Genomic DNA, 26,997 nt, shown 5'->3' with positions numbered 1-26,997 from the left:
GTCACTCTCCCAGCAGCCGTTGCGTCAATCGCTCGAACTCGTCGCCCCACCCGGAGTTGTCGGAACGGGCCAATCCGCCCAACTCGACGCTCACGGTACCTCCTGGAGGAAGCGGCCCTTCGCCGGATGTCGCCGCCGGAGCGGCTCCCAACCGAACCCAGATCCGGCGCCTGCGCACCACCAACGACACCAGCAACCCGCCCATCATCGACATGGCGAAGATCAGCACCCAGATCTGCGCGGGGTCGTGGGACACCTGCAGGTTGATGAACGGCACCGCCCCGTCGAACCGGACCGTGGTGCCGTCGTCGAGGCGGGTGACCTGACCCTTCACCAGGTTGACCCGCGCCACCTTGGTGAGCCGCTTCTGGTCGATCAGGCGCGGGTCCAGGGAGAACAGCGACTGCGGACGACCTGTGTCCAGGCCGGTGTCGCCGCGGTAGATATCGACGGCGACCGCCGGATCGTTGAGCGCCGGGAAGCTGGACGACAACAGCGTGCCCTCGAGTTGCTTGGTGGGGGCGAAGAGCCCCTGGATGGCGATCTGATGCTTGCGGCGCTCGTCGGCGTCGGGGTAGCTGCCGCCCGGCGGATCGATCCGCACCACGCCTGAGGACAGCAGGGTGAGTGGCTCCTCGGGCTTCCACTGCACGGTCTGGCTGCGGGACTTCCCGTCCGGGAACGTGACGGTGAACGACGGTGCGTAGCCGTGCCCCTGCAGGTAGATCCGGTTCCCGCCGATGCGCAGCGGATGGTTCACCTCGAGCCGGTAGGGCCGCCAGGTGTCGGCCGCCAGATCGTCGCCGGCCTGGTAGTCGATGTTGGCCGCGAATGACAGGGCCTGGCCGGTCGGCAGATAGTGGGCGTCGAAGTCGTTGACCCGCAGGCAGATGGGATCCAGCGAAGTGCCGTCGACGGTGTTGCCGGCCCGGAACGAGTCGAACGCGGCCGGAGATGCCGAGCAGAACCCGGGACCACCGTCGGCTATGACGATGACGTTGCCCTCGTAGCCGAACAGCTTGCCGGCAGCCACGGCGACCAGCAGCCCGAGCAGCGAGAAGTGGAACACGATGTTGCCGAACTCCCGCAGATAGCCCTTCTCTGCGGAAATTTCGGTGCTGCCGTTTTCGGTGCGGGTGACGGTGCGCCAACCCTTGAGCCGATGGGTCACCTGCTCGGCCAGCTGCTGCGGATCGCCGCTGACCTGCTCGGCGTGGTACTTCGGCAACCGGGTCAGGTTGCGGGGCGCGGCCACCGGCACGGCCCGCAGGCTGCGGACATGCTCGATCAGCCGCGGCGTCACGCAGCCGACCAGTGAGATGAACAGCAGCACATAGATAGCGGTGAACCAGAAGCTGGAGAACACGTCGAAGGCCTGCACCCGGTCCAGCCACGGGCCGATCGTCGAGTGCTGGGCGAGATATTCGTCAACCTTCGACGAGTTGAGGCTGCGCTGCGGCAACAGCGCGCCGGGGATGGCTCCGAGCGCCAGCAGGAACAGCAGCACCAGCGCCGTGCCCATCGACGTGAGGGTCCGCCAGGTGTTGCGAACCACCGCGAGCAGACGCCGAGGTACCCCGACACGCCGTGTCTCGGGTGCTTTCGCGTCTGCTCGCGGTGGGGCCTGGGTCATATCGGCAACCTCACGTCGCTGACAAAGGCGTCACGCACCCAGGACACGAAGTCGTTCCACAAGCCGGTGACCAGCGCGGTGCCCACCAGGATCAGCAGGATGCCGCCGAAGATCTGGATGGCGCGGGTGTGTCGGCGCAACCAGCCCAGCCCTTGCACGGCCCGCGCGGACCCGAGGGCCAGCAACACGAACGGGATGCCCAGCCCGAGGCAGTACGCCAGCACCAGGGTCACGCCGCGGGCGACGCTCGCGCCGTCGGTCGCCGACGCCACCGCGATCACGCCCGTCAATGTGGGTCCGAGGCACGGTGTCCAGCCCAGCGCGAACACCGCGCCGAGCAGCGGAGCGCCAGCCAGCGTCGACCACTGCCGCGGCGTCAACCGCGCCGAGCGCTGCAGAATCGGCACGAACCCGACGAACACCAGCCCCATCACGATCGTGACGACACCGCCGATGCGCTGCAGCAGAAGTTGGTTGACGATCAGCGTGGTGGTCATGCCGAGGACGGCGACGGCGCCGAGCAGGAACACCACGGTGAACCCCGCGACGAACAGCGCTGCAGCACCGGCCACCCGCAGGCGTGCGGTCTTCACCCCGACCGCACCGGACGCGGCGTCCGACTCGTCGACCCCGACGACCGCGGCCAGGTACGACAGGTAACCGGGTACCAGCGGCACGACGCACGGCGACGCGAACGACACCAGACCGGCCAGCACACTGACCCCCAGGGCCAGCAGTACCGGCCCCGCGGCGGCGATCTCGGCGAATCCGGTCACGTCTTCGGGCCTGCCTCGGCCGCCAATTTCTCGACGACCGGCTGCAGATCCGCGGCCAGCAGCTCCCGCAGGAACACCGCGGCAACGCGATGCTCGCGGTCCAGCACCACGGTCGACGGGATCACCGTCGTCGGGTACTTGCCGCCGAACGCGATCATGGTGCGCATCGCGGGGTCATAGATGGACGGGAAGGTGACCTTGCGATCGGTGACGAAATCGACTGCGGCGTCGCGGTTGTTGTCCCGGACATCGATGCCGAGAAACGCCACACCCTTGTCGCGGGTGGACTCGTAGACCTGCTGCAACTGGCTGATCTCGGCGCGGCACGGGCCACACCACTGGCCCCACACGTTGATCACCACGACCTTGCCCGCGAAGTCGTCGAGCGAGATGGTCTTGGCCGGGTCGGTGAGTTCCGGCCCCATGATCTTGCCTGGCGTACCGCGTTTTTCGGGTGGGTCGTAGAAGATGTCGGTCTTACCGCCCGGCGCGACGAACTCGAACGTGCCGCCCTGCGCGACGGCGTCGTCACCGGTAGAGCACCCGGAGACCAACAGTGTCGCTGCAAGCAGCGCGACCAACCACTTCACTAGACTCCCCAGGGCTCCGTGTATCCCCAGCGAACCAGACGGTTGCCGTCGAAGGTGAACGACGTCAGAGACCCCAGGTTGCACAACCGGCTGTGCGGCAGCGGCAGGTGCGCGAGCTTGCGACCCGTCATCGCACGGCGCAGCGTCTCGACCGGGAGCTGATGGCTGACACACACCGCCTCGTGGCCGGCGGCCTTCTCGCGGGCCCGGTTCAGCGCAGCCATCATCCGCGGAGCGATCTCGGTATACGGCTCGCCCCACGACGGCTTCATCGGATTACGCAGCCGCGGCCAGTTTTTCGGGTCGCGCAGGGCGCCGTCGCCGGGTGACACGCGTTCACCCTCGAACGAATTCCACGACTCGATGAGGCTGTCGTCGACGTCGATGGACAGACCGTGGCTCTCTGCGATCGGTTTGGCGGTTTCCTGTGCGCGCTCCAGCGGCGAGGCCACCACGTAGATGATGTCGTGGTTTGCCAGCCAGTCCGCCGCGGCCTGCGCCTGCAGCCGGCCCCGGTCCGACAGGTGGTAGCCCGGCAGCCGACCGTAGAGCACCTTCTCCGGATTGAACACCTCACCGTGCCGCATGACGTGCACGGTCGTTCTCACGGTCACGGTCGAGCCTCCGCAGCGGCACGGGCCGCACCCGGCAGGGCGTCGGCGATGCGCTCGAATGCCGCATCATCCAAAACGCTTGACACGAACCAGGTTTCGAACGCACTGCACGGCGGGTAGACGCCGGCCGCCAGCAGCGCGTGGAAGAACGGTGGGAAACGCCAAGTTTCGGTGGCCTTCGCAGCGGTGAAATCGTGCACCGGCTCATCGGTGAAGAACACGCTGAGCATGTTGCCGGCCCGCTGCACGCGGTGCGCCACGCTCGCCTCGGCCAGCGCGGTACTCAGCAGCCCGGCCAACTGGTCGGCGTTGGCGTCGAGCCGGTTGTAGGCCGCGTCGTCGGCGTTGCGCAGCGTCGCCAGCCCGGCAGCCATCGCGACCGGGTTCCCCGAAAGGGTGCCGGCCTGGTAGACGGGTCCGAGCGGCGCCAGCCGCCCCATCACCTCGGCGCTACCGCCGAATGCCGCGGCGGGCAGCCCACCGCTCATCACCTTGCCGAACGTGAACAGATCGGCGTCGACGGGGTCAAGCCCGTACCAGCCGGCGTTGCTGACCCGGAACCCCGTCATCACCTCGTCGAGGATCAGTAGCGCGCCGTGCGCGGCGGTGATGCGGCGCAATGCGGCGTTGAAGCCCGGCAGCGGCGGCACCGTGCCCATGTTGCCGGGACTGGCCTCACTGATGACGCATGCGATTTCGTCGCCGAACCGGGCGAACACGTCTTCCAGCGCCTCGACGTTGTTGTACGGCAGCACGATGGTGTCGGCGGCCGCGGCGCCGGTGACACCGGGCGACGACGGCAGGCCCAGGGTCGCGACACCGGAGCCGGCGTCGGCCAGCAGCGCGTCGCTGTGGCCATGATAGCAACCCGAGAACTTGATGATCTTGGCGCGCCCGGTGTAGCCACGAGCCAGCCGGATCGCGCTCATGGTGGCCTCGGTGCCCGAGTTGACCAGCCGCAGCAACTCGACCGGGGCGACCCGACCGATGATCTCGGCAGCCAGTTCCGTCTCCGACGGCGTCGGAGCACCGAAGCTCAGCCCGCGCTCGGCAGTCGTCTGGACGGCCTTCACGACGGCCGGATGGGCGTGGCCGAGCAGCGCCGGACCCCACGAGCACACCAGATCGACGTACCGGTTGTCGTCGGCATCGGTGAGCCAGTAGCCGTTCGCGGACGTGATGAACCGGGGTGTTCCGCCCACCGAGTTGAAAGCCCGAACCGGGGAGTTGACTCCGCCGGGGATAACGGCGGAGGCATCGGCGAAGAGTTGAGCCGACCGCTGGGTGACAGGCATGGCCACCAGTGTCCCAGCCGCCGCAACCTCGTCAACTACAGGGTGTAGTGCTCCGGCCACGCGCTCGCAGCGTGGGATCAACCTTCAGCGACCGCGTGGCCGACGGGGTGTGCCCACCTGACGGATTCAGCCAGTGCGGCGTCCACCACAGAGTCAGCGGTCTCGAACAGGGATGTTTGACGGTCGGAGTTGTCGATCGGCATCAGCGCCGCGCAGCGCATGACCAGGGCTCCCAACGCCAAGGACGTTCGCGGCGGCACCACCAGCAGGGTGACCTCCGTGGTGCGCCCGGTCACCCGGATGAGGCGCGGGCGCTTCGGTCGTTCTGCCGTTGCCCACCGGCGACCGTTGACCATTGCGTCCAGGTCGAGCTGCCCGTCCGTCTCGGACCAATTCAGGCAGATCTCGGTGATCTCGCCCAACGGTTGATGGAGTGCGGCAACCAGATTCGGCAGTTCAGCGGCCAACGAGCCGGAATAGGGCCACCAGGCCCCACCGATGCCGGCGTCCATCTCCTTTGCCAGCACGACTCTCACCGGTCGTGCCGAGCGGCGGGGACCCGCCAAGCCGTTCACGACGCCGCCGCGGCGGTCATCGACGGGTCATCGGGACTATCGGAGAAAACCGGTACCTGCACCGGCGACACGAAGTCGACGTAGTCGCGGATGTCGACAGGCCGATACGGATCGGAAAAAGCGACAGAAGGCTCCATAAGGCCTGCTCCTCAGTTGGTGTGAGCTGCGCCCACACGCCAATGATCATGCGGAGCTACCACTGATCGGTGCATGATCCGCAGGCTGATCGCGTCGACAATGAGAAGGCCCGGCGGTTCAAATCCGCCGTTCTAACCCGCTGAGAGATGTGACGCCTACCTGCACCAACCTACACCCACTGCCATGCAAGGCGTAGAGCGAAACCACCCACCGGCCGGGCCGGTTCGCACCACCGGGTATACTTGACGAAACCGGCGGTACTTCGTCGCGTGGCTGGTCAAAGTCACGCCGTCGCCGATTCGAATCAACCTGATCGGTGGACATTCCGACGTCGGCGCAGCAGGCCGACTGCTCACCCAAGACTTCGGCCGTTGGCCCCCAACAGATTTGAATGCATCGACAAGCATTCATCGTGAAAAAGAGAAAGTAGTAACAGCATGACCGAGGGAACCGTGAAGTGGTTTAACAACGAAAAGGGCTTTGGCTTCATCGCCCCCGATGGCGGTGCGCCAGACGTGTTCGTTCACCACACCGAGATCCAGGGCAGCGGCTTCCGCTCGCTGGAGGAAAATCAGCGAGTGAAGTTCGAGATCACTCAGGGCGCCAAAGGCCCGCAAGCAGTGGGCGTCACTGCCCTCTGATCCACCCGCGACCCCGGATCGGCACAGCGTCACAGCACGCCGTTCCGGGGTTTTCGCGCACGACGCGCCGCTGCCGACTGGGTGGTGACCCGTCAAGACCGGTTGCACCCGGCGGTTCGGCAGCTCGACAGGAACGGCGAGCCGTATTCCAAGGTAATTGCCAGCCGTTGGCCTACGTTCGCCAGCTAAGGTGTCACGGTCCTCGCACCGAGTTCGGGGGAACTGATACAGGGACACGGGGAGCCGATGCAGAGACATTTGACCGACGCCGAGATCCTCAAGGAACTCGAGCCGGTCGCCGAAGAGGGCCTGAACCATCATCTGAGGGTCGCCAAGGAGTGGCATCCGCACGACTACGTTCCGTGGGACCTGGGCCGTAACTTCGCGGCCCTCGGCGGCGAGGACTGGGCACCCGAGCAGTCGGGTCTGTCCGAAGTCGCCAAGGTTGCCATGGTCACCAACCTGCTCACCGAGGACAATCTGCCGTCGTACCATCGCGGCGCGGCCAATCACTTCTCACTCGAAGGCGCCTGGGGCCACTGGGTCAACCAGTGGACCGCCGAGGAGAACCGCCACGGCATCGTCATCCGTGACTACCTCGTCGTGACCCGCGGAGTGGATCCCGTTGCGCTGGAACGCATGCGAATGGAGCACATGCGTAACGGCTACGACCCCGACGCGGAAGAACGCGAAATACACGAGCCCGGGCCGCTGATGATCTCGGCGTACGCCACCCTGCAGGAGCTCGCGACCCGCGTCAGCCACCGCAACACCGGCAAGATCTGCGACGACCCGATCGCCGAGTCGATGCTGCAACGCGTCGCGACCGACGAGAACCTGCACATGGTCTTCTACCGCAACATGTTCTCGGCCGGCTTCGACCTGTCCCCCGACCAGGCGATGGAAGCGGTGTGCGCCATCATCGAGGGATTCCGGATGCCTGGCCGAGGGATGCCCAACTGGCGCCGCAACAGCGTGGTCATGGCCAAGCACGGCATCTACGATCTGCGCCAGCACCTCGAAGAAGTCGTGATGCCCAACGTCAAGAAGTGGCGCATCTTCGAGCGCAACGACGTGACGGCGGTCGGCGAGAAGCGCCGCGAGCAGTTGGCTGCCTATCTGGAGGACCTGCAGAAGCAGGTGCTCAGGTTCGAGGAGCAACGCGACCGCATGCTCGCACGCGAGGCCGCCAAAGCCGAACGCTCGGCGTAATATTCACCCACTGGCGAATGGCCATACAGCTCGAAGAGCGCGATCTCGTTGTGGCGCTGGGCGATCAGTACTCCACCGACCGCCAGTTCAACACATCCCCGGTACCCGCTGTGAGGACCGTGCCCGGCATGACCCTCAGCCGGTAGGGGGTCAGCCGCAGCGCCGCGAACCCCGGCGAGGTGGGCCCGTCCCATCCCGGAATGATCGCCGGGTCATAACCGACTGGCGCCGGGGCGGTGGCGAAGCGATCCCACACCTGAGTGCAGGTCTCGTCATCGAGGTACCACTCCACCAGACAATCGGCAGAGCACGTGTCGTGATTCGTGGTCCAGTAGTTCACCGATAGGTACGGGTGCACCGCCAGGTGTGCCCGCTTGATCGGGCTGGGAACAGTTGCAACCCAACCGAACAGGTCGGTGCCATCCCATTCCCAAATGGGGTGCAGGATGCGGCTGCGTGGACGTCCGTCGGCGTCGACAGTGGCCGCCGAAGCCCACACGATCGAATGGGCCATCTCGACGAAGGCAGGGGCAATCCGCTCCAATGGGGTCACACCAGCGAGGTTATTACCCGTCCTCATCCGCCCGGCCGTAAATGGGATTGCCCTCGTCGCCGGTCCAGTCGTTGACAGCCGTACCCGAGACCGTACGAAGCGACGGAGTTTCCCATCGCCGCACTCCGCCGGGCACGGCTTACTACGATGAATGCACATTCTGGGTGGGGCGGAAGGAACGGTGGCCGTGACCGCTCCGATACTCGACCTCGACGGCCGCGTCGTCGGACGGGCCGCGGAGTCGGCTGAACTCCGCGCGGCCATCGCCGATGCCGAACGCAACGGCGGCCGATGCGTCCTGGTCAGCGGCGCCTCCGGGGTGGGCAAGTCGACCCTCGTGCAAGCGTTCGGCGCCGAGGTCGCCCAACGCGACTGCGTCTTCGCCTACGGACGGTGCCGTGACGGTGCGCCGGCACCGTATGCGGCATTGGGCGAAGCGTTCAGCGCGATCGTCCACACCATGGAGGCCACCGGTCCGGCAGAACGGGACAGCTGGCGTGCCGATCTCGCCAACGGGATGTCGGCGCTGACGGGCGTGCTGACCGAACTCGTGCCGGACCTGACCCAGGTGCTCGGCCAGCCGCCGGCGTCCACCGACCGCGAGGCTGCCGATCCCCGCCGCCGGCTGCACCGCGCAGCCATCCGGTTGATCTCCGAAACCGCCTCGTACCGCCCGGTGGTGCTGGCGATCGATGATCTGCAGTGGGGCGATCACGACTCCCTGCTGATGCTCTCAGAGCTGCTCGCGGTATCGGTGCGCAACGTGCTGGTCCTCGGCGCGCACCGGGCCGGCGAATTCGACCCCAACGTGGCGGGCCTGCCCCCGGCGGGGTTGTCCACCATCCAGCTGGCACCGCTGTCCCGCGAAACCGTCGAAGAACTGCTGGCAGGTGTGTGTGGCCCCGCCGTCGAACTCGCCGATGTGGCCGCCGAGTTCCACCATCGCACCGGCGGCAATCCACTGCAGGTCCGCCAGCTGCTGTACCGCGCGCAACGGGAAGGCGCGCTCACCCCGATCGGCATGAGCGGGCGGCCCAGCTGGGACCTGCGGGTGCTGAGCTCGATCGAGGTCACCGACTCTGCCGCCGAGTTCCTCAACCGTTACCTCGACCAGCTGCGCCCGGCGGATCGCGCCGTGCTCAGCGCACTGACCTGCATCGGCGGTGAGTTCGACCTCGCCGACGCGACGGCGGCGGCCGCGCAACCCACCGATGTCGTGGCCCAGGCGTTGTGGTCGGCCCTGGAGCTTCGTCTGCTCGAAGCCGTCGACGGCCGCGGCCAGCGGATCGCCAACACAATCAGTCACGATGCCCGGTACCGGTTCAGCCACGACCGCGTGGCCGAGGCGGCGCGCGAAGATCTCTCCGACGACGCAGCGCGGGAGACGCATCTGCGGATCGGCCGGCGTCTCGTCGAACAAGGCGACGAGCGACTGTTCGAGGCCGCGCGTCACGTCGGCATCGGCGGACTCGGACTGGCTGACGACGACGAGCGGATCCGGTTCGTCGACGTGCTGCGGCACGCGGCCCGCAAGGCGAGGGCACAGGCGTCGTTCCCGCTGGCGCTGACGTACTGCCGCAACGGACTCGACCTCCTCGGCGAGACCCGCTGGGTCCGGCATTTCGAGCTGACCCGAGAGCTGCAGCTCGAGGCGGCCGACGCCGCGCTGCTGGTGGGAGACGTGACGGCGCTGCACGCGCTGCTCGACGAGGCCGAGACCGCGTTGCGCGAACCGGCCGACCGTAGCCGGCTCGCCTACCTGCGACTCAAGGGACGGATGGCGCAGAACCGGCTGCAGGAGGCGCTCGACGTCGGGCTGGGCGTTCTCGACGAGCTCGGCGAGTCACTGCCCCACGACGCCGGCAAACCTCGGATGGCCAACGCGTTGGTGCGGACACGATTCATGGTGCGGCACTGGTCCACCGAACAGTTTCTGCAGTTGTCCCCTTGTGAGGACCGGCGTGTGGTGGAGATCCAACGCACCCTCGCCGAACTGCGCAGCCTGTCCTACATCGCGCGACCCAACCTGTTTCCGCTCATCGTGCACAAGCAGCTCGAGCTGACGCTGGCGCACGGCCACACCCCGTCACTGCCGCTGGTGCTGGTCAGCTACGGCGTGTTGCTGGTGATGACCGGCGACCCGGCGGGCGCGCAACGGTTCGGCGAGACGGCCCTGCTGCTCACCGATCGGCCCGAGTTCCGCGACGCCCGGCCGGAAACGCTGTTCATGCACCTGAACTTCATCCGGCATTGGCGCCACCACCTGCGCGACGGCTTCGGCCAGCTGCGCGACGCGGTGACCGAGGCACTCGACCACGGTGACCAGGAGTACGCCGGATTCCTCGGCGCCGTCCTGCTGTCGCAGTACTTCTGGATCGGCCGCCCGCTGGCCGAGATCGACGAACTGGCCCAGACCGTGATCCCGGAAATCTGGTCGCAGCCGGTACCGCGCCGCCTGTGCCAGGCCGTCCAGCAGATCTGTCTCAACCTGATGGGGCGCAGCGAGGATCCGTACCTACTGGCCGGTGAGAGCGGCTACGACGAGCGGGTGGCGCTGCCCGCGGCCCGGCGCGAGGGCGACGAGGTTGCCCTCGGCACGGCCGCGACCATGCGGCTGGGCCTGCACTTCTGGGCCGGTGACTACGCCGGGGCGGTCGCGGTCGCCGACGCCGCGATCGAGCACATCGGCGGCATGCAAGGCACCGCCATCGTTCAGCTGGTCCACATGGTGAACGCGCTGAGCCGCATCCACGTCGCACCGGACGCGCGCTCGACCCGCCGGTGCGCGCACCGCACGCTGGCACTGCACCGCAGATGGGCGGCGGAATCCCCCGCCAACTATGCGGCGCCCTACGCGCTGATCGAGGGCACCTGGGCGCGGGCGCGTGGCCGGCACCGCACCGCCGAGCTGGCCCTGCACCGGGCGATGGAACTGGCCGACGAGCATCAGCTGCCCTTGATCGCCGCCGCGGCTTACGAGGAGGCCGCCGCTCTCTACGCCGAGACCGGCCGCAACCGGCTCAGCGAGCACATGCTGCGCATGGCCTATCAGCGCTTCTGCACCCTGGGGCTGACGTTGCGCACCGAGCGGCTGGCGCGCACCTACCCGTGGTTGCTCAGCCGCGACCTCGTCGCACCGGACTCGGTGGGAATCGACCCGGCCGGGGCCCACCATCTGGTGCGTGCCCTGTCCGCGGCTCGCGACGCCGACAGCCTGGCCAACATCGTGTTGCGCACGGTTGCCGACACCACGGGCGCCAACCGGGTCCTGCTGCTCACCGGTGAGCCCGAACATCTCATGGTGCGGGCTGTCCTCGACGAAGGCCGGATCACAACCGTCGACGGACCGTGGACCGAGGTGCCCTACGACCGCAGCCTGGTGCGCCGCGTCGTCGGCTGCGGCACTCCGCTGATCGTCGCCGCCGATTCCACGCGGCGGCCTGGGCCCAACGGGCAGCGCCGCCCAGTGCCGGCGATCCTGGTCGCGCCAATCCGGGTGCAGGACAACATCATCGGCATGATCTACGCCGAACATGGCGACCCTGCACGGTATTTCGGTGCGCATCACGAGGAGGCGGTGTCCTTCGTATGCGATCAGGCCGCCGCTCCCATGTGGAACTTCAAGCTGGAGGCGCAATTGCAGGCGGCCGACGAGTACCGCCGCTCGCTGATGGACGCGCAGTCGAAGTTCGTGCCCAACGAGCTGTTGCGCATCCTCGACATCGATGATCTGCGCCGCGTACACAACGGCCATCGCGTCGAGCGCCAGATGACCGTCCTGATCTCCGATATCCGGGGCTACACAACACTTTTGGAAGACATGAACGTCTCCGACGCCAGCAACCTGGCGATGGGCTTCCTGCGGGCCGTCGAACTGCCGATCATCAGCTGCAACGGCATGATCCAGGATGTCCGCGGGGACGAGATCGTTGCGGTCTTCGAGTCGGAGGACGACGCGGTGCGCGGCGGCCTGGCCATGCTGCGCTCGCTGCGCGAGCACAACTCCGACCGGCTCGCGCAAGGTTCGGAAGAACTGCAGGTCGGAATCGGCATCAACACCGGCCCGGTCGGGGTCGGCCTCGTCGGCGGGGTCAACCGCATGGTCCTGACGATCATCGGGGACGCCGTGAACGTCGCTGCGCGCATCGAGAGCACCAACAAGCGCTACGGCACCGCGCTGCTCATCTCCGATGCGACCTACACCCGGCTCTCGGCGCGCGAGCAGTTCGACATCCGCCGGATGGAGCGGGTGATGGTGGTCAACCGGCGCAGGCCCGTGACGATCTACGAGGTGTACGACGAGGATCCGTCACCACTGCGGGAGGCGAAACGCACCGCGCAGCCGATGTTCGACGACGCGTTCGGGTTGTTCGATGCCGGCGAGGCCGCCCAGGCTCGGGCCGTATTCGAGAAGTGCCGCCTGCTGCTGCCCGACGACACTGTGGCGACACTGCACCTCGCGCACTGCGATGCCGTGGACCGCGGCGACATGTCGCCTGGTCAGGAGGTCGAGCTCGCGCAGAAGTAGCTGCGCCAATCGCACCTCGACGGCTCGGTTCCTCTGCCATGATTTGGACCACATTCGTCGAGGGGGTCGCAGCCCATGTATCTGAGCGCCGAGCGGTTGGCCGTGGCCGACCGGGCCGTACGCGAAACGTTCGAACAGACGAGCGTGGCCTGGCAGGCAATCCCCCACTGGGACACCGGCGATCCCGGCCAGACCTGGGTCCGCAGCGACACCGTCCCACCGGACTTCCTGGAGCTTGTCACCGCCAACGAGAAATTCGCCGTGACGCTTGCCCAGGCGGGTGCGCCGACGCCGGATCCGTTGCTGGCCGTGCTGACGGCGAAGACCGTCGAACTCGCCGCGAACGTCGACACCGCAATCCTGGCAAAGCTCAACGTCGTGGACACCAATCCCCTGAGCCTGGCGAGCGATACCACTGCGGCCCTGCTGGACACGCTGATCGACGCTCGCGCACGCGTGGAGAACGCCGGTTACCGTGCGCCGTCATGTCTGTTGACCAACACCGACGGACTCAAGAAGCTCAATCGCCTGGAGAGCGGAGAAGACATCGCCGAGGCCGTGCTCAAGGCCGCCGGTGTCAACACTCTGTACCGCGTCGAGGGAATCGACATGCTTCTGCTGGGCCGTCGGCAGCGGATTGCGCAGGGCGCCGCCGCGACGGCGTCGCCCGGCGAGGAACCGGTGGACGTCGCCGTCGCCGTGGCGCCCAGCCTTGAGGTCATCGGTGAAAACCCGGACGGCGACATCGAACTCGCGGTGCGGATCCGGTACGCGCTGCGGATCAAGGACCCGGGCGGTGTCGTCGGTATCTCTTTCTGACGCGCCAGTGCCGGCCGTCGCTGAACCGCCTCCACGAACGTCCGGGCTCGACGACTACCTCGCCCGGTGCAAGGACGCCTGCGACGGTGAGATCGAACGTCTCTACGGCAGCGGTGAACACGGCACCAGCGGACTGCGTGAGCTCATCCTCGACTACCCACTGCGCGGCGGGAAGGCGCTGCGACCGGCCTTGAGCATCGCGACGTGCCTGGGGTTGGGCGGACATCTCGAGGCGATCCTGCCGACCGCCGCGACGCTGGAGCTGTACCACAACGCGTTCCTCATCCACGACGACATCGAGGACGATTCGTGGCAGCGGCGCGGCCGGCCCACACTGCACATCGACCACGGCATCCCCATCGCGGTCAACGTCGGCGACGCCATGCTGTCACTGTCGCTGCAGCCGCTGCTCGACAACGTCGAACGCATCGGCTTGGGGCCCGCGCTGCGCATCCTGCGGGCCGTCGCGCACATGACCCGGCAGACCGTCGAGGGGCAGGCGATCGAGCTGCAGTGGGTGCGGTCCAACGTCTGGCAGCTGGCCGACACCGACTACCTGCGCATGGTGGAGCTCAAGACGAGTTGGTACTCGTTCATCACACCGCTGCAGGCCGGGGTGATCGCCGCCGGAGGCGGGCCGGACCGGCTGGGCCCCCTTGAGATCCTCGGCCGACATCTCGGGGCGGCCTTCCAGATCACCGACGATCTGCTGAACCTGCGTGCCGACCCGCAGGACTACGGCAAGGAGATCGGTGGCGATCTGTGGGAGGGCAAGCGGACGCTGATGCTGATGCACGCGTTACGCCGCGCCGACCCCGACGACCGTGAGCGCGCCGTGCGGATCCTGGCCAAACGACGCCCGAGCGCGGCCGGTGAACTGGGGCTCGCCGACCTGCTGGATCGGCTCACCGCCCGCGGCGAACTCTCCCCGGTCGGGCGCGACGCGATCACAGCGCAGACGCTGGGACCTCATCAAGGGGAATCCAAGACGCTCGACGACATCCGCTGGCTGTATCGGTTGATCCACCAGACCGGATCACTCGACTACGCCCGCGCGGTCGCAGCCCGCCACGCGCAGGCCGCAGCGAATGCGCTGAGCGGCCTCGACTGGTTGCCGCCGAGCCAGCACCGGGACATGCTCACCGGCCTGGTCGACTATGTGCACGGACGCACGCGATGACGCCCGAAACCCTGGTCGGCATGCTGGCCGAGTTGGAGCGGATCCGGGCGCTGACGCTCGATCTCATCGAGCGCAGCGCACCCCAGCTGCTGCCCGAACCCCCGGAGGATGCCGCCGGAACTGAGCGCGCGGTGTTCGAGCTGCTACTCGGAGCACGGCGTGCGGTGCTCGGCAACCCCGCCGCCGCGCGCGGCGTACACGACATGCTGGTGGCCGAGGGCCGCCGCTACGCCCAGACCCCTGGAGGGGCGCGGCTGCGGGACGCACTGACGGCCTCCGAGACGGTCGAGAACCTCCGCCGGGTGTGGGAGACCGTGAGCCTCAACGTGCTCGACGGCCCCGCCCCGCCGGCCGCCGCCCCGACCGCGTGGGCGGAGCTGCTGGCCGACGCGATCATCGGCGCGGCGCGCACCGACGACCCGGTGCTTGCCCGGTTGCGTCCCGAGGGGTTCGCATGACGGAGCTGACCGATCCGCGGGCCGCACTGGCTGAACACGCCAGCCTCATCGACTACCTGGTGGGCCTGGCCGGACTCGGCCGACTCGTGCGCACGCTAACCGCCGGCGGAGCCGGTAATGCTGGTGAGGCCGGCGGCGGCGCACCGGGCGAGCCCGACGACTTCGTGCACGTCCTGCTGGGACTCGCGGCCCTCGGCGCCCGCGTGGAACATCTGGCCCCGCCGGTCCCGGTGGGGCCTCCTGGTGCGGCACCCGACTCGTCTGCGAGCTGGCTGCGATGACCCTGGCGGGCAGCGATTTCCTGCGTGCGCCGGTGCTGGCCGCCGCGCAGCCCGAAGGGTTCAAGGAATGGCACCATTTCGTGGTCCACGGCCGCGCCAAGCGGTTCCTCATCAACTTCAGTCTGACGTGCGAGGACACCCCGGGCACCCGGTCCCGCATGGCACCCCGCGTCATCGTCATCGCCCACGACCAGCAGTGGACCGGCGCCATCGAGCGCTTCGGCGAGAACGCCATGGACGTCTCGGCCGATCTGGGTGTGCTGACCATAGGCAGCAACCGGATGACCGTGGGGCCCGACGGATACGAGTTGCTCATCGACCTGCCCGGTATCCGGGGGGAACTGCGGCTCACCCCGGTCAGCCGACCGTTCGCCGTCAACAACCAGCCGGTGGGACAAGGCCGGATGTCGTGGCTGTTCGTGCCGCGGCTGCGGGCCGACGGGTGGCTGCGCATAGCGGACCGCGAGCACCGGATGGAGTCCGATCTGGCCTACCACGACCACAACTGGGGCCGGTTCCGGTGGGGCGACGACTTCGGCTGGATGTGGGGCACGATCCTGCCTGCCGAGCCCAGCGATCCGTGGTCGCTGGTGTTCCTGCAGATGACCGACCGGCACCGGCTGCATTTCCAGTCGCAGGCGCTGTACGTGTGGCACCACGACGAGCCCGCCGTGATCTTCCGGCACGCGCAGCTGCGGATGCGCGCATCAGGCCGGCTCAGCCGGGCGCCCGACTGCACCCTGCCGCCGCCCATGCGGCTGCTGGTCGACGGTGACGTGCCGGGCGTCCCGGACCGGGTGGAGATCAGCGCGACCCGGGCGGGCGACGCGGTGCATGCCGAGTTCCGGCCACGGTCGTACGCGCGGCTGGCGCAGCCCAGCGAGGTCGACCTCCAGCGCTCGACCGTGTTGTGCGAGGCGGACGGCACGGCCCGGATACGCGGAACAATCAACGGCGAATCGGTCGACTTCACCGGCACCGGTGTGTTCGAGTTTCTCCATGGGTGAGCCGGTGGCGGCGCTGCTGCGCCGGTCGGTCGGTCATCTCGCGGACGAGGTGCCCGCGAGCTACCGACTGGTGCTCGACCGGCTCGGGCCGCTGGTCGTCGCCCTCGACGTCGACGGCGAACGCTTCGCGCTGCGCGGCGGGCACCGCCTCGAAGTGCGCGACGAATCCGAGGGTTTCGACGGGCCGCGCATCACCACGTCGCGCGCCGCGATCCTCGATGTGCTCGACGCCAGGATGGGGCTGCACGACGCCGTGCAGACGGGCGCGGTGACCGTCGCAGGCTCGCTCGATGACATCCTGCGGGTGCACGACACCCTGCTGGCCTATGTGCACGCCGCGGTCCGGGCCCCGTCGGTGCCCGGACTGCTGTCCGCGCTGCGGGAGGGAGTGTCGTGACGAGCGAGGTCATCACCACACCCGCGTCGTGCCCTCAGCGCCCGACCGTCGCGGTCCTTGGCGCCGGCATCGCGGGGCTTACCGCCGCGCACGAGTTGGCGCAGCGCGGTTTCGACGTCACGGTGTACGAGCCGCGTGTCGACGAACGCACGGGGCTCGGCACCGCGCCGGCCGACACGTATCCACCCGTCAAGCTAGGTGGTTTGGCCGCGTCGCAATACTCGACAGTGGGCACGCACGACGGCAGCGCCGCCGAACTACGGCCCTTCCCGGGCCGCCGGGGCGAACCTCGCCCACCCGCGCGGGCCGTCGCCGGTGAACACGGCTTCCGCTTCTTCCCGGCCTACTACCTGCACACGTGGGATCTTTTCCAACGCATCCCGGTGTACCAGCGCATCGACGCGCCCGGCGGCACGGTCGACTGGGTCCCCACGTCGCGAACCATCATGGACAACGTCCGGCGCGTCGTCACCCAGGGCACCACCGTGGACGGCAAGCCGTCGCTGGTGTTCCCGCGCGAGGCGCCGCGCACCCCGGCCGAGTTCCTCACGATCATCGGACAACTCACCGAATTGGGCTTCACCGCGTCGGACATCGACCGGTTCATCACCAGGCTCGTGCGCTACCTCGTCACAAGTCCGCTGCGCCGGGCCGCCGAACTGCAGAACCTGTCGGCATACGACTTCTTCGTCGGCCGTGACGACACGGCAGAGCAGCCCCGATTCTCCTACTCGCCGCGCTTCGACTCCCTGCTGCTGGAGATGCCGCGCGTGCTGGCGGCATTCGACACCCGTTGGGGCGACGCCCGCACCAACCTGACCACGTATCTGCAGCTCCAGCTGCAAATGGACCGCCGCGACAACAAGGCCGACGGGGTGCTCAACGGCCCCACCACCGAGGCGTGGTTCGACCATTGGCACCGCCACCTCGTCGAGCTCGGTGTCCGCTTCGTCCGGGCCGGCGTCGACCGGCTGGAACCACCCGCATCCGACCCGGCCCAGCCACCGCACCGGCGCCCGCGCGTACAGGTGACGCTGTCCGACAGCACCCGGTTGGCGCCGGACTACACCGTCGTAGCGGTGGACGCCCCCGCCGCCGAACAGATCACCGCGGCGTTGCGCGCGGCCGGCACAGGCGGCACCGTGGCCGGGCTCGACGGGTTCACCACATCGGCCCCGCCGAGCGGCGGCCCCCTGGAGCCCGGGGAGACTCGCCCGCAGACCCGGCGCGACCCGTACGCCATGGACGAGATGGGCCGGGTGCCGTGGGACCGGTTCCAGACGCTCGGCGGCATCCAGTACTACTTCGACACCGAATTCCAGCTGCTGCGCGGGCACATGTACTACTCGGGCACCGAGTGGGCGCTGTCGTCGATCAACCAGCACGGCCTGTGGGAACGCCGGCCGACCCTGGCGCGCGACGGCCACGTCTCGGTGCTCTCGGTCGACATCGGCGATTTCAACACCCCGTCGCGGCACCTCCTCGACGAGTCCGGGCGCGGCAAGGCGGCCCGCGACTGCACGGCCGACGAGATCGCCACCGAGGTGTGGCGGCAGATCGTGTACGCGCTGACCAGCGACGTCGACAATGTCGCCGAGGCGCTGATGCCGTGGCCCACGTGGTATGCGCTCGACCGGGGCCTGGTCATGGGCAACGGCCCCGGCCAGGGGCACGGCAAGGCGGTGCGCAACGAGACGCCGTACCTCGTCCCGATCGTCGGGGACTGGGAGAACCGGCCCGGCGCGGATCCGTGGAACCCGCACGGCGGGTCGTGGGGTTCCCGGCCGACCGAGGAGCGCTGGCTGGCGGATCTGCGGGAGCGCAACGTCTGGCAGGCCCGCCACGGTGGCTACCAGGTACATCACAACTCGGTCGTGTTCGCGGGCACCTGGACCAAGACCTTCACGCGGATGACGTCGATGGAGGCGGCATGCGAATCGGGGCGCCACGCCGTCAATGCCATCCTCGACCACTACATCTGGGCCGCATCCGGCGGCGCCGATCACCGGGAGAACACCACGCTCGACTGGCGGTTTCCCTACGACTTCCTCGATCAGGGCTACTCGAGCCCGGTCCGGATGCCGTCCCCGGCCGGCGACTACTGCTATGTGTTCGACATCGAGAACCGCGAGCCCGCAGATGCTCGCCCGCTGCGCACCCTCGACGGGCAGTACTGCCAGGAGTCGCTGCCGCATCCGCTGGACACCGTCACACCGCCGCTGCTCACCCCCGTCCCGCCGATTCCGGGAGGCCAACCGATGACTCAGCCGACGATGCCGCCAGATCCCGGCCTACAGTTGCTCAGCTATCTGCAGTCCTGGCGGCAGTACCTGCAGCAAACTGGGCTCGGGGGGCCGGGTGGTTCGCTGCTTTCCCCTGCCGGCCTGCCCCTTCCGGCCTCGCCGACCGACTACACCCAGCAGCTGCTGACTTATCTACAGGCTTGGCGGCACTATCTGGAACAGACGGTGGGCGAAGCCGCAGGACGACCGACCGAGGGCGACGGCCCGCCCGCTGGCCCATTGTCATATCCCGGTGAGGAGGTTGTCGCACCCGCCGACGACTACGGAATCCAGACGACTGCGACAGGTCGGCCACGGCGCACACCCCAACCGGCACAGCCCCGCCAAGACCCCGCACCGCAGACACCACTGGCACCACCGCCGCAACACCCCGTCGGGTCGGCATATCGCCGGTTCGCCGACGCCGAGAACTCGCCCGCCCAGCCCGCACCCCGGTCGCTCTACTCCAGCGCATCCGAGGCAAACACACCGCAGTCGTCGTACCCGGGGATCACCGAACCCGGGTGGCTGGACCCGGATCGCTAGCCGCGGCGCAGCCGCGCGATGCCGAGGACAGCGAGCACACCGGCGACGATCGCCAACAGCAACGCCAGCACCAGCAGCGGGGCGGAATAGACGACCGAGGTGGTCGACGGTTCGTCGGGCAGAATCGGGGCGACGTCCACGGTGGTGCCGGCCGCCAGCCAGCTCACCACGCATCCTGCGGCGGCAGCGACCGCCACCAGCAATTCGACCACGGCTCGGATCTTCATGGCGTGTGCTCCTCGATCAGCAGGGCCAATTGTCCGCGCAGCTGTCGATGCCTGCGTGCCCACGCCTGCACGGTCCGGTCTCCGGCCAGTTTGAGCCCGATGCCCCGCCGGCCCCTGGGCACGCCCGTCAGCTCGCCGAGCGCCCGGGCGGACTGCCACCTCGGCGCCTCGGCGCCGGTGGCCTCGGGATAGATCTTGACGACATCGCCCAGGTCGAGCTTCTCGGTTCCCTGCCGCAGGGTGTCCCTGGTCAGCTCCACCGAGGTGTGAATCCGGGCCGCCTTGATCTGGATGGCGACGAATCCGGACACCAGGACCAGGAACAACAGCGGAATCCACGGGTCACGCCCGTAGCCGCCGGTCATCTGCAGCAGCCCGATGCCGATCGCCGCGAACGGTCCGAGCAGCAACCACAGCCAGCTGCCGCCCGGTTCGTAGAACAGCCGATGCGGTGTGGATTCGTCAGCCACCGGCACCCCTGGAGGTCTGGACATTCAGCGCGGTACCGACGATCAACAGAATCACCCCGGCCAGGGTCAGCAGGTGCACAGGAACAAGGCTGAACGCCGCCGCGATCGCGATCAGCGCGGCGGCTGTCAGCGCCAGCGCCATCGCGGCCCGGCGAAACCGCGGATCACCGCCTCGGCTGCGGCCGGCCAGGAGCGCCATCGCGGCCCCGATGATCACGGTGAGTACGCCCGACCCGCGATAGAGCGTGTTCACGGTGCCCGGCCAGGACACGGTCGCGGCGATCAGACCACCGACGATCAACAACACCGACGCGGCAAGCCAGCAACTGAACGCGATGGTGGCGCGCAGCGGCCGCGGCGACGGCTGCGGTCGGGATGGCGATGGCGATGGCGGTGAAGGCATTACCGGGACGGCCCGTTCAGGCCAGCCATCCGGCCACATCGGCCGCCCAATAGGTCAGCACGATGTCGGCCCCGGCCCGCCGGATCCCGATCAACGACTCCAGCGCGGCAGCCTGCAGATCGATCCAGCCGTTGGCCGCAGCGGCGCTGATCATCGCGTACTCACCGGAGATCTGGTAAGCCGCAACCGGTACCGGTGAGATGTCGGCGGCCGCGCGTACCACGTCGAGGTAGCTCATCGCGGGCTTGACCATCACCATGTCGGCGCCCTCGTCGATATCCAGCTCGATCTCGTGGACGGCTTCGCGGATGTTTCCCGAATCCTGTTGGTAGGTACGCCGATCGCCGTCCAGGCTGGACGACACCGCTTCCCGGAACGGACCGTAGAACGCCGAGGCGAACTTCGCGGCGTAGGCCAGGATCGCGACGCCGGTATGCCCGGCCTCGTCGAGTCCGTCCCGGATGGCGGCCACCTGACCGTCCATCATGCCGCTCGGACCCACCACGTGGGCACCCGAATTCGCCTGTGCCACAGCGAGTTCTACGTACCGAGCGTTGGTGGCGTCATTGTCGACTCTGCCCGAGCCGTCCAAAACGCCACAGTGGCCGTGATCGGTGAACTCATCAAGGCAGGTGTCGGCCATCAGCACCGTGGCATCACCGAGATCCTTGGCGAGATCACGCAATGCCACGTTGAGGATGCCGTCCGGATCCGTGCCGGCCGAGCCGGCCGCATCCTTGGATTCGTCGCGCGGCACCCCGAACAACATCAGTCCGCCCACGCCTGCGGTGACCGCGTCAGCGGCGGCGCGGCGCAGCGAATCCCGGGTGTGCTGCACCACGCCCGGCATCGAGGAGATCGGCCGCGGTTCGGAGATGCCTTCGACGACGAACATCGGCAGCACCAGATGCCTTGGCTCCAGCGAGGTTTGCGCAACCAGTCGGCGCATGGCCGGGGTACTTCTCAGCCGGCGAGGCCGGTGCCTTGGATACGCCACGGCAATGCCTCCGATTAACGCCTACGGCTCTTCTTGCGCGGCGGAGGCAGCGCCCCCTCGGCGCGCAGCCGGGCAGCATGCTCGGCGAGCGCCTCGATGAGCGGTCCCACCGCGGCGGTCTCCGGCTGCACATCGACGCGCAGTCCGAATTCCACAGCGGTTTCAGCGGTTTTCGGCCCGATGCAGGCGACGATGGTACGCACGTGCGGCTTGCCCGCGATGCCGACAAGGTTGCGCACCGTGGAACTCGACGTGAAGCAGACCGCGTCGAATCCACCGGTCTTGATCATCTCGCGGATGTGCGCCGGCGGCGGCGCGGCCCGCACCGTGCGGTAGGCGGTGACATCCTCGATCTCCCAGCCACGTCCGCGCAGCCCCTCGGCCAGCGTCTCGGTGGCGATGTCGGCCCGCGGCAGCAGCACGCGGTTGACCGGATCGAAAATCTCGTCGTAGGGCGGGAATTCGTCGAGTAGGCCCAGTGAGGACTGCTCACCCGAGGGCACCAGCTCGGGGTTGATCCCGAACGCACGCACCTTGTCGGCGGTGGCCTGCCCGACGCAGGCGATCTTGACTCCGGAGAACGCGCGGGCGTCGAGGCCGAACTCGTTGAACTTCTCCCACACCGCACGCACCGCGTTGGTCGAGGTGAACACGACCCACTGGAATCGGCCGTCGACGAGACCCTTGACCGCACGCTCCATCTGCGCGGGGCTGCGCGGCGGCTCGACCGCGATGGTCGGCACCTCGATCGGTGACGCGCCGTGGCCCACGAGCCGATCGCTCATCTCGCCGGCCTGATCCTTGGTGCGTGGCACCAGCACGGTCCAGCCGTACAGCGCACGGCTCTCCCACCAGTTCAGCTTGGCCCGGTTGGCGACGGTCTTGCCGATGGTGACGACCAGCGGTGCGGACACGGCGACCGCGGGAGCTCCGGGGTCCAAAGCGACCTGCTTCTCCAGTACACCCTTGTCGACCAGCCCGCCCAGCGTGGTCTCGACCGAGCGCTGCAGGCAGGTGGTGCCGTTGGCGGTCACCACCGCGGGGGTGGTGTCGGCCAGCCCGTATTCGATCAGCGTGCGGGCGGCATCCGGCAGATGCGACGCGGTCGCGTGCAGAATCAGCGGCCCGGGGGCGGCTGCCAGCGCGGCCCAGTCGACCTCGCCGCGCACGTCGGCGACGGTGTGCGACGAACCCAGCGGCAGACCCGCGTAGGTAGGCACCGCGGTGGTGTCGGGCAGGCCCGGGACGATCTCGAAGTTCAGGTGGGTCTTGGTCAGCGCACCGATCTCGGTGATCACGGCGTCGATCGACAGCGGATCGCCCGCCACCAGCCGCACCACGTCGAAGCCGTGCCGAGCCTCGGCGGCCAGTGTCTTGGCCACCTCGGCCGGGTCACCCAACGCGGGCCGGATCTCCGGACCCCCTGGGATGACGGCCGCCGCGGCGTCGGTGGACTCAGCACCGTCCACGCCGTCGGAGGACCTCGCGGGTTCGGCGGGCGCCGGTCCGGATGCCGGGGGCAGTTCGGCGCCGACCATCGCCAGCACGGCTTCGGGCACATCGGGGTCGGTGAAGACCAATTCGGCGTGCGCCAACACGGCTTGCGCACGTGCCGTCAGCAAGCCTGGATCCCCTGGCCCCGAACCCACGAAGGTAATGCGGCCGGGCTTCGCCTTGCGGCCTCGCATGGTCATGTCTCACTCCCGCGCTCTACCAACAGCTCGCGTGCCCCCAGTTCGAAAAGCTCCGCAGCCACCGAGACGCCAAGGTCAGCGGCCCGTTCCGGAGTTCCGATGCCGGACGCACGGATCACGTCGGATCCGTCCAGCGTCGCCACGCAGCCGCGCAACGACAGCTCCTCGAAGACATTGCCGTCCTCATCGATCGACTCGACCACTTCAGCGATCGCGCCCACCGGTGCCGAACAGCCCGCCTCCAGTTCGGCGAGCAGGACCCGTTCGGCGGTGATCGCGGCACGCGTGTCGGCATCATCCAACTGCGCGAGCACTGCGATCAGCTCGGTGTCGCCGGCGCGGCATTCCACCGCAAGCGCACCTTGAGCCGGCGCTGGCAACATCTGCACCGGCTCGAGCGTCTCGGTGACAACGCCTAGCCGTCCGATCCGGGAGAGACCCGCTCGGGCGACCACGATGCCGTCGAGATCACCGCTCGTAACCCTGTTCAACCTGGTATCTAGGTTGCCTCGTAGGGGGCGGATTTCCAAACCGAGACCCAGTGCTCTAAGCTGTGCCGCCCGCCGCGGGCTCGAGGTGCCGATCACCGAGCCGACCGGCAACTCTCCGAGCACCAGACCGTCACGGGCCACCAGTGCGTCGCGGGGGTCTTCCCGGGGCGGGATCGCGGCGATGACGAATCGCTCGTCGGCTGCCGTCGGCAAATCTTTGTAGGAGTGCACAGCCATATCCACACGGCCGTCGTCGACGGCTTCGCGCAGGGCCGCGGTGAACACACCGACACCGATCTCGGCTATCGGCGCGCTGGAACGATCGCCGTCGGTGGAGATGATCACCAGCTCGCAGGGATGACCTGCCGCCAGCAAGGCGTCTCTGACGTGTCCGGCCTGTGTGGTCGCCAGCAGGCTACCCCGGGTGCCGATCCGGATGGCTTCAGGAAAGTTGACCAAGCTTTACTCAGACTTATCGAGTTCTGTTGTCATGAAGGGCAATTCGCTAGCCGCAACCGCGTCGACGGCCTGTGGGTCGAGCTCGAACAGCTCTCGCAGCGCTTCGGCATAGCTATCCCCGCCAGGTGCGCTGGCCAATTGCTTGACCCGCACCGTGGGGGCGTGCAGCAGCTTGTCGACGACTCGGCGCACGGTCTTGGCGACCTCGTCGCGGTGGGCCGCTTCCAGCTCGGGCAGCCGGTGATCGAGCCGCAGCAACTCGGCCTCCACCACATCGGCGGCCCGTTGCCGCAGCGCGGTGACAGTCGGGGTGACCTCTGCCATCCGCTGACCCGCCAGATAGTTGGCAACCTCGGTGGCGACGATGGTGCGGGCGGCCTCGGCGTCGGTGGCCGCGGCCCGAGCGGTGGGCTCGCGCTGGATCCGGTCCATATCGACCACCCACAAGCCGGGCAGGCCAGCGACGGCGGGGTCGATATCGCGCGGCATCCCGAGGTCGCAGATCACCATTTGATGTTCGGGACCAGCGGCGTTGCGCTGTGCCAGCGCGTGGTGCACATCGGCCAGTGAGACCACCGGACGCACGGCGCCGGTGCTGCTCACCACGATGTCCGCGTCGGCCAGAGCCACCGCGACGTGGTCGAGGCCCAGCGCGTGCGCCTCGACGCCTTGTTCGGTGAGTGTCGCGGCGAGGCGCTTGGCGCGCGGCAGCGACCGGTTGACCACGTGGATGCGTTGGATGCCGGCACGCACCAGATGCGCGCCGGCCAGCGCACCCATCGACCCGGCACCGACGACGGCCGCGGTGCGGCCGGCCAGCCCGCCGGAGAGTTTGGTCTCGGCCATGCCGAGTGCGACCGAAACCACGGACGCGCCCGCGGCGTCGATCCCGGTTTCGGAATGCACCCGCTTGCCGACGCTGAGCGCCCGTTGCGCGAGCTCGTGCAGCGTGCGGCCGACGGTGTGATTGGCCTCGGCGGCGGCATACGCGCGGCGCACCTGGCCCAGCACCTGCTGCTCCCCGATGACCGCCGAATCCAGGCCGCTGGTCACGGCGAACAGATGCTCGACGGCGGCCTCGGCGTAGCGCACATAGGCGTATTTGGTCAGGTCGCCAAGACCCATCCCGGAATGTTCGGAGAGCACCTGCCCGATCACCGACAGGCCACCGTGGAAGGCCTCCACCACGGCGTAAACCTCAACGCGGTTACAGGTGGACAAGACCATGGCCTCGGTGACGAGCGATGACTGAAGAACCTGGTCGATGATCTTGGTCTGGTCGGCCTCGTCCGTGCTCAACTGCTCCAGAACGGACACCGGCGCGCTGCGGTGCGAAACTCCGAACAGCAGCACGCTCACGGCTTCATCACCACAGCACCTAAGGTAAACGTTTTACCTCCCGGCCACCAAATTTTACCTAGTCAGGGTGCCATCTGCTCGGCAGCCGACTCCCCGCGCAGTTCAGGGGGCGCCGAGATCGGCTCGCAGCTGCGCCTCGTCGACCTCCCAGTACCCGTGCTCGACGCCGTCGAGCAAGATCACCGGCAGCAGGTCGCCGTACTGGGCCCGCAACGAGGTGTCGCCCGCGGCGGCTTCGACGTCGACGTCGGTGGTCGCGAGCGTGAAACCGAGCTCGTCGCGCAACGCGGTCAGCTGCTCGACGGCTCGACCGCACAGGCTGCAGCCCGCGCGGATCAGCAACGTCACGGTGTGCCGGCCGGGTGCGCCGGGGTGCGGATGCTCCACACCGCCAGTATCCGGGCTCGGTGACCTAGGGTGAATCCGTGTCCGAGACCGGTAATGCCGATGCGCCCCAGGAGCTTGCCGCTGAGGCCAGCGCCGAGGTGGCGGTCACCGAGCTGGAGACCGAAGCGACCGAATCCGGCGCAGCCGCCGCCTCGGCGCTGCCCCCGCCGGACCTGACCGCAGCGGCGTTCTTCGACGTCGACAACACATTGGTGCACGGCTCGTCCCTGGTGCACTTCGCCCGGGGACTGGCCGCGCGTAAGTATTTCACCTACAGCGACATCCTCGGGATCGTCTACGCGCAGGCCAAGTTCCAGCTCACCGGCAAGGAGAACAGCGACGACGTCGCCGAGGGCAAGCAGAAGGCCCTCGCGTTCATCGAAGGTCGGTCCACCGCCGAGCTCACCGAGCTCGGCGAGGAGATCTACGACGAGATCATCGCCGACAAGATCTGGCCGGGCACCCGCGCGCTGGCGCAGATGCACCTCGACGCGGGCCAGCAGGTGTGGCTGGTCACCGCGACTCCGTACGAGCTGGCAGCGACCATCGCCAAACGCCTCGGACTCACCGGCGCGCTGGGCACGGTCGCCGAGTCGGTCGACGGGGTGTTCACCGGCCGGCTGGTGGGCGACATCCTGCACGGCACGGGCAAGGCCCACGCGGTGCGGTCGCTGGCCATCCGCGAAGGCCTGAACCTGCGCCGGTGCACGGCGTATTCGGACAGTTTCAACGACGTGCCGATGCTGTCGCTGGTGGGCACGGCGGTGGCGATCAATCCGGATGCCGCGCTGCGGGACGTGGCTCGCGAACGCGGCTGGGAGATCCGCGATTTCCGCACCGCGCGGAAGGCCGCCCGGATCGGGGTGCCCTCGGCATTGGCCCTCGGCGCCCTCGGTGGTGCGCTGGCCGCGGTGGCCTCGCGGCGTCACGACTTTCGCTGAGCGACCTGGGCGCGGGGCGCGCTGATAGGCTTCGGCCCGCCAGG

At 68.3% G+C, this 26,997-nt stretch carries 27 protein-coding genes; 11 read left to right on the top strand and 16 right to left on the bottom strand.

The window, feature by feature from the left end:
• Position 1: 1 nt before the first annotated feature.
• The 7 genes from B133_RS0120915 to B133_RS24530 form a co-directional block, all read right to left on the bottom strand.
• Positions 2–1,522 carry a cytochrome c biogenesis protein ResB gene (locus B133_RS0120915; RefSeq protein ID WP_198291101.1) on the bottom strand — a complete coding sequence of 507 codons (1,521 nt, stop codon included), beginning with the start codon at positions 1,520–1,522 and terminating at the stop codon, positions 2–4.
• A gap of 107 nt (positions 1,523–1,629) precedes the next feature.
• Entirely contained in the window at positions 1,630–2,409 is a 780-nt protein-coding gene (locus B133_RS0120910; RefSeq protein ID WP_018603831.1) for a cytochrome c biogenesis CcdA family protein, read from the bottom strand.
• On the bottom strand, positions 2,406–2,999 hold the full coding sequence (locus B133_RS0120905) for a TlpA disulfide reductase family protein (protein WP_018603828.1): 594 nt from the start codon (positions 2,997–2,999) through the stop codon (positions 2,406–2,408). The genes B133_RS0120910 and B133_RS0120905 overlap by 4 nt, the downstream gene beginning before the upstream one ends.
• Positions 2,999–3,586, bottom strand: a complete 588-nt coding sequence (locus B133_RS0120900) for a histidine phosphatase family protein (protein WP_018603826.1) — start codon at positions 3,584–3,586, stop codon at positions 2,999–3,001. The genes B133_RS0120905 and B133_RS0120900 overlap by 1 nt, the downstream gene beginning before the upstream one ends.
• Before the next feature lie 23 nt (positions 3,587–3,609).
• A complete protein-coding gene (hemL, locus tag B133_RS0120895; RefSeq protein WP_051088150.1) occupies positions 3,610–4,908 on the bottom strand; it encodes a glutamate-1-semialdehyde 2,1-aminomutase in 1,299 nt (432 codons plus the stop codon).
• Between the two features lie 77 nt (positions 4,909–4,985).
• A complete protein-coding gene (locus B133_RS0120890; RefSeq protein ID WP_255349247.1) occupies positions 4,986–5,435 on the bottom strand; it encodes a DUF5994 family protein in 450 nt (149 codons plus the stop codon).
• A gap of 44 nt (positions 5,436–5,479) precedes the next feature.
• A complete protein-coding gene (locus B133_RS24530; protein WP_018603820.1) occupies positions 5,480–5,620 on the bottom strand; it encodes a hypothetical protein in 141 nt (46 codons plus the stop codon).
• A gap of 438 nt (positions 5,621–6,058) precedes the next feature.
• On the opposite strand from B133_RS24530, the gene B133_RS0120880 reads away from it, so the two are divergent.
• Positions 6,059–6,262: a cold-shock protein gene (locus tag B133_RS0120880; protein WP_018603819.1), complete on the top strand. Its 204-nt coding sequence runs from the start codon at positions 6,059–6,061 to the stop codon at positions 6,260–6,262.
• A 246-nt stretch (positions 6,263–6,508) separates the two neighbouring features.
• On the top strand, positions 6,509–7,474 hold the full coding sequence (locus B133_RS0120875) for an acyl-ACP desaturase (protein ID WP_018603817.1): 966 nt from the start codon (positions 6,509–6,511) through the stop codon (positions 7,472–7,474).
• Between the two features lie 64 nt (positions 7,475–7,538).
• Here B133_RS0120875 and B133_RS0120870 read toward each other — a convergent pair whose 3' ends face one another.
• Positions 7,539–8,027 (bottom strand): hypothetical protein, encoded by a 489-nt coding sequence (locus B133_RS0120870; protein ID WP_026256707.1) that lies wholly within the window; start codon positions 8,025–8,027, stop codon positions 7,539–7,541.
• A gap of 151 nt (positions 8,028–8,178) precedes the next feature.
• Between B133_RS0120870 and B133_RS0120865 the strand changes: the two genes are divergently transcribed.
• From B133_RS0120865 to B133_RS0120830, 8 genes are all read left to right on the top strand, one after another.
• A complete protein-coding gene (locus B133_RS0120865; protein WP_018603813.1) occupies positions 8,179–12,555 on the top strand; it encodes an AAA family ATPase in 4,377 nt (1,458 codons plus the stop codon).
• A gap of 75 nt (positions 12,556–12,630) precedes the next feature.
• The gene (locus B133_RS0120860) at positions 12,631–13,374 is read left to right on the top strand and encodes a hypothetical protein (protein ID WP_018603811.1); all 744 of its coding nucleotides are present in this window, start codon (positions 12,631–12,633) and stop codon (positions 13,372–13,374) included.
• A 7-nt stretch (positions 13,375–13,381) separates the two neighbouring features.
• Positions 13,382–14,554, top strand: a complete 1,173-nt coding sequence (locus B133_RS0120855; RefSeq protein ID WP_018603810.1) for a polyprenyl synthetase family protein — start codon at positions 13,382–13,384, stop codon at positions 14,552–14,554.
• Positions 14,551–15,012, top strand: a complete 462-nt coding sequence (locus B133_RS0120850) for a hypothetical protein (protein WP_018603809.1) — start codon at positions 14,551–14,553, stop codon at positions 15,010–15,012. The genes B133_RS0120855 and B133_RS0120850 overlap by 4 nt, the downstream gene beginning before the upstream one ends.
• The gene (locus tag B133_RS0120845) at positions 15,009–15,293 is read left to right on the top strand and encodes a hypothetical protein (protein ID WP_018603808.1); all 285 of its coding nucleotides are present in this window, start codon (positions 15,009–15,011) and stop codon (positions 15,291–15,293) included. The genes B133_RS0120850 and B133_RS0120845 overlap by 4 nt, the downstream gene beginning before the upstream one ends.
• Complete coding sequence (locus B133_RS0120840; protein ID WP_018603807.1) at positions 15,290–16,300, top strand: hypothetical protein; 1,011 nt, start codon at positions 15,290–15,292, stop codon at positions 16,298–16,300. Before B133_RS0120845 ends, B133_RS0120840 begins: the two co-directional genes overlap by 4 nt.
• Positions 16,293–16,697, top strand: a complete 405-nt coding sequence (locus tag B133_RS0120835; RefSeq protein ID WP_018603806.1) for a hypothetical protein — start codon at positions 16,293–16,295, stop codon at positions 16,695–16,697. Before B133_RS0120840 ends, B133_RS0120835 begins: the two co-directional genes overlap by 8 nt.
• On the top strand, positions 16,694–19,525 hold the full coding sequence (locus tag B133_RS0120830) for an FAD-dependent oxidoreductase (protein ID WP_018603805.1): 2,832 nt from the start codon (positions 16,694–16,696) through the stop codon (positions 19,523–19,525). The genes B133_RS0120835 and B133_RS0120830 overlap by 4 nt, the downstream gene beginning before the upstream one ends.
• On the opposite strand, the gene B133_RS0120825 is transcribed toward B133_RS0120830, so the two are convergent.
• The 8 genes from B133_RS0120825 to B133_RS0120790 all read right to left on the bottom strand — a co-directional run bounded on the left by B133_RS0120825 (position 19,522) and on the right by B133_RS0120790 (position 26,012).
• Positions 19,522–19,752, bottom strand: a complete 231-nt coding sequence (locus tag B133_RS0120825; RefSeq protein WP_018603804.1) for a hypothetical protein — start codon at positions 19,750–19,752, stop codon at positions 19,522–19,524. The two genes, B133_RS0120830 and B133_RS0120825, sit on opposite strands and share 4 nt — an antisense overlap.
• Complete coding sequence (locus B133_RS0120820) at positions 19,749–20,246, bottom strand: hypothetical protein (protein WP_026256704.1); 498 nt, start codon at positions 20,244–20,246, stop codon at positions 19,749–19,751. Before B133_RS0120820 ends, B133_RS0120825 begins: the two co-directional genes overlap by 4 nt.
• Positions 20,215–20,625 carry a hypothetical protein gene (locus B133_RS0120815; RefSeq protein WP_018603802.1) on the bottom strand — a complete coding sequence of 137 codons (411 nt, stop codon included), beginning with the start codon at positions 20,623–20,625 and terminating at the stop codon, positions 20,215–20,217. Before B133_RS0120815 ends, B133_RS0120820 begins: the two co-directional genes overlap by 32 nt.
• A gap of 16 nt (positions 20,626–20,641) precedes the next feature.
• Positions 20,642–21,622 (bottom strand): porphobilinogen synthase, encoded by a 981-nt coding sequence (gene hemB / locus B133_RS0120810; RefSeq protein WP_026256703.1) that lies wholly within the window; start codon positions 21,620–21,622, stop codon positions 20,642–20,644.
• A gap of 14 nt (positions 21,623–21,636) precedes the next feature.
• Positions 21,637–23,316 carry a bifunctional uroporphyrinogen-III C-methyltransferase/uroporphyrinogen-III synthase gene (locus B133_RS0120805; RefSeq protein WP_018603800.1) on the bottom strand — a complete coding sequence of 560 codons (1,680 nt, stop codon included), beginning with the start codon at positions 23,314–23,316 and terminating at the stop codon, positions 21,637–21,639.
• Complete coding sequence (hemC, locus tag B133_RS0120800) at positions 23,313–24,245, bottom strand: hydroxymethylbilane synthase (protein ID WP_198291100.1); 933 nt, start codon at positions 24,243–24,245, stop codon at positions 23,313–23,315. The genes B133_RS0120805 and hemC overlap by 4 nt, the downstream gene beginning before the upstream one ends.
• A 24-nt stretch (positions 24,246–24,269) precedes the next feature.
• Positions 24,270–25,625 (bottom strand): glutamyl-tRNA reductase, encoded by a 1,356-nt coding sequence (locus B133_RS0120795; RefSeq protein ID WP_018603798.1) that lies wholly within the window; start codon positions 25,623–25,625, stop codon positions 24,270–24,272.
• Between the two features lie 102 nt (positions 25,626–25,727).
• A complete protein-coding gene (locus tag B133_RS0120790; RefSeq protein WP_018603797.1) occupies positions 25,728–26,012 on the bottom strand; it encodes a glutaredoxin family protein in 285 nt (94 codons plus the stop codon).
• Between the two features lie 38 nt (positions 26,013–26,050).
• On the opposite strand from B133_RS0120790, the gene B133_RS0120785 reads away from it, so the two are divergent.
• Positions 26,051–26,953 (top strand): HAD family phosphatase, encoded by a 903-nt coding sequence (locus B133_RS0120785; RefSeq protein WP_018603796.1) that lies wholly within the window; start codon positions 26,051–26,053, stop codon positions 26,951–26,953.
• The last annotated feature ends 44 nt before the right edge of the window (positions 26,954–26,997 follow it).

Source organism: Mycobacterium sp. 155, assembly GCF_000373905.1.
In the GTDB taxonomy this organism is placed as follows: domain Bacteria; phylum Actinomycetota; class Actinomycetes; order Mycobacteriales; family Mycobacteriaceae; genus Mycobacterium.
Note: the sequence above shows the minus strand (reverse complement) of the source record. Positions and strands in the feature narration are given on the sequence as shown.

What these genes read in the sequence shown, in the direction of transcription:
- B133_RS0120915 (WP_198291101.1), bottom strand. Translation starts at nt 1,522, where the DNA reads ATGGGCACGGCGCTGGTGCTGCTGTTCCTGCTGGCGCTCGGAGCCATC.
- B133_RS0120900 (WP_018603826.1), bottom strand. Translation starts at nt 3,586, where the DNA reads ATGCGGCACGGTGAGGTGTTCAATCCGGAGAAGGTGCTCTACGGTCGG.
- hemL (WP_051088150.1), bottom strand. Translation starts at nt 4,908, where the DNA reads ATGCCTGTCACCCAGCGGTCGGCTCAACTCTTCGCCGATGCCTCCGCC.
- B133_RS24530 (WP_018603820.1), bottom strand. Translation starts at nt 5,620, where the DNA reads ATGGAGCCTTCTGTCGCTTTTTCCGATCCGTATCGGCCTGTCGACATC.
- B133_RS0120880 (WP_018603819.1), top strand. Translation starts at nt 6,059, where the DNA reads ATGACCGAGGGAACCGTGAAGTGGTTTAACAACGAAAAGGGCTTTGGC.
- B133_RS0120875 (WP_018603817.1), top strand. Translation starts at nt 6,509, where the DNA reads ATGCAGAGACATTTGACCGACGCCGAGATCCTCAAGGAACTCGAGCCG.
- B133_RS0120865 (WP_018603813.1), top strand. Translation starts at nt 8,179, where the DNA reads ATGCACATTCTGGGTGGGGCGGAAGGAACGGTGGCCGTGACCGCTCCG.
- B133_RS0120860 (WP_018603811.1), top strand. Translation starts at nt 12,631, where the DNA reads ATGTATCTGAGCGCCGAGCGGTTGGCCGTGGCCGACCGGGCCGTACGC.
- B133_RS0120850 (WP_018603809.1), top strand. Translation starts at nt 14,551, where the DNA reads ATGACGCCCGAAACCCTGGTCGGCATGCTGGCCGAGTTGGAGCGGATC.
- B133_RS0120845 (WP_018603808.1), top strand. Translation starts at nt 15,009, where the DNA reads ATGACGGAGCTGACCGATCCGCGGGCCGCACTGGCTGAACACGCCAGC.
- B133_RS0120840 (WP_018603807.1), top strand. Translation starts at nt 15,290, where the DNA reads ATGACCCTGGCGGGCAGCGATTTCCTGCGTGCGCCGGTGCTGGCCGCC.
- B133_RS0120835 (WP_018603806.1), top strand. Translation starts at nt 16,293, where the DNA reads ATGGGTGAGCCGGTGGCGGCGCTGCTGCGCCGGTCGGTCGGTCATCTC.
- B133_RS0120825 (WP_018603804.1), bottom strand. Translation starts at nt 19,752, where the DNA reads ATGAAGATCCGAGCCGTGGTCGAATTGCTGGTGGCGGTCGCTGCCGCC.
- B133_RS0120820 (WP_026256704.1), bottom strand. Translation starts at nt 20,246, where the DNA reads ATGTCCAGACCTCCAGGGGTGCCGGTGGCTGACGAATCCACACCGCAT.
- B133_RS0120815 (WP_018603802.1), bottom strand. Translation starts at nt 20,625, where the DNA reads ATGCCTTCACCGCCATCGCCATCGCCATCCCGACCGCAGCCGTCGCCG.
- B133_RS0120805 (WP_018603800.1), bottom strand. Translation starts at nt 23,316, where the DNA reads ATGACCATGCGAGGCCGCAAGGCGAAGCCCGGCCGCATTACCTTCGTG.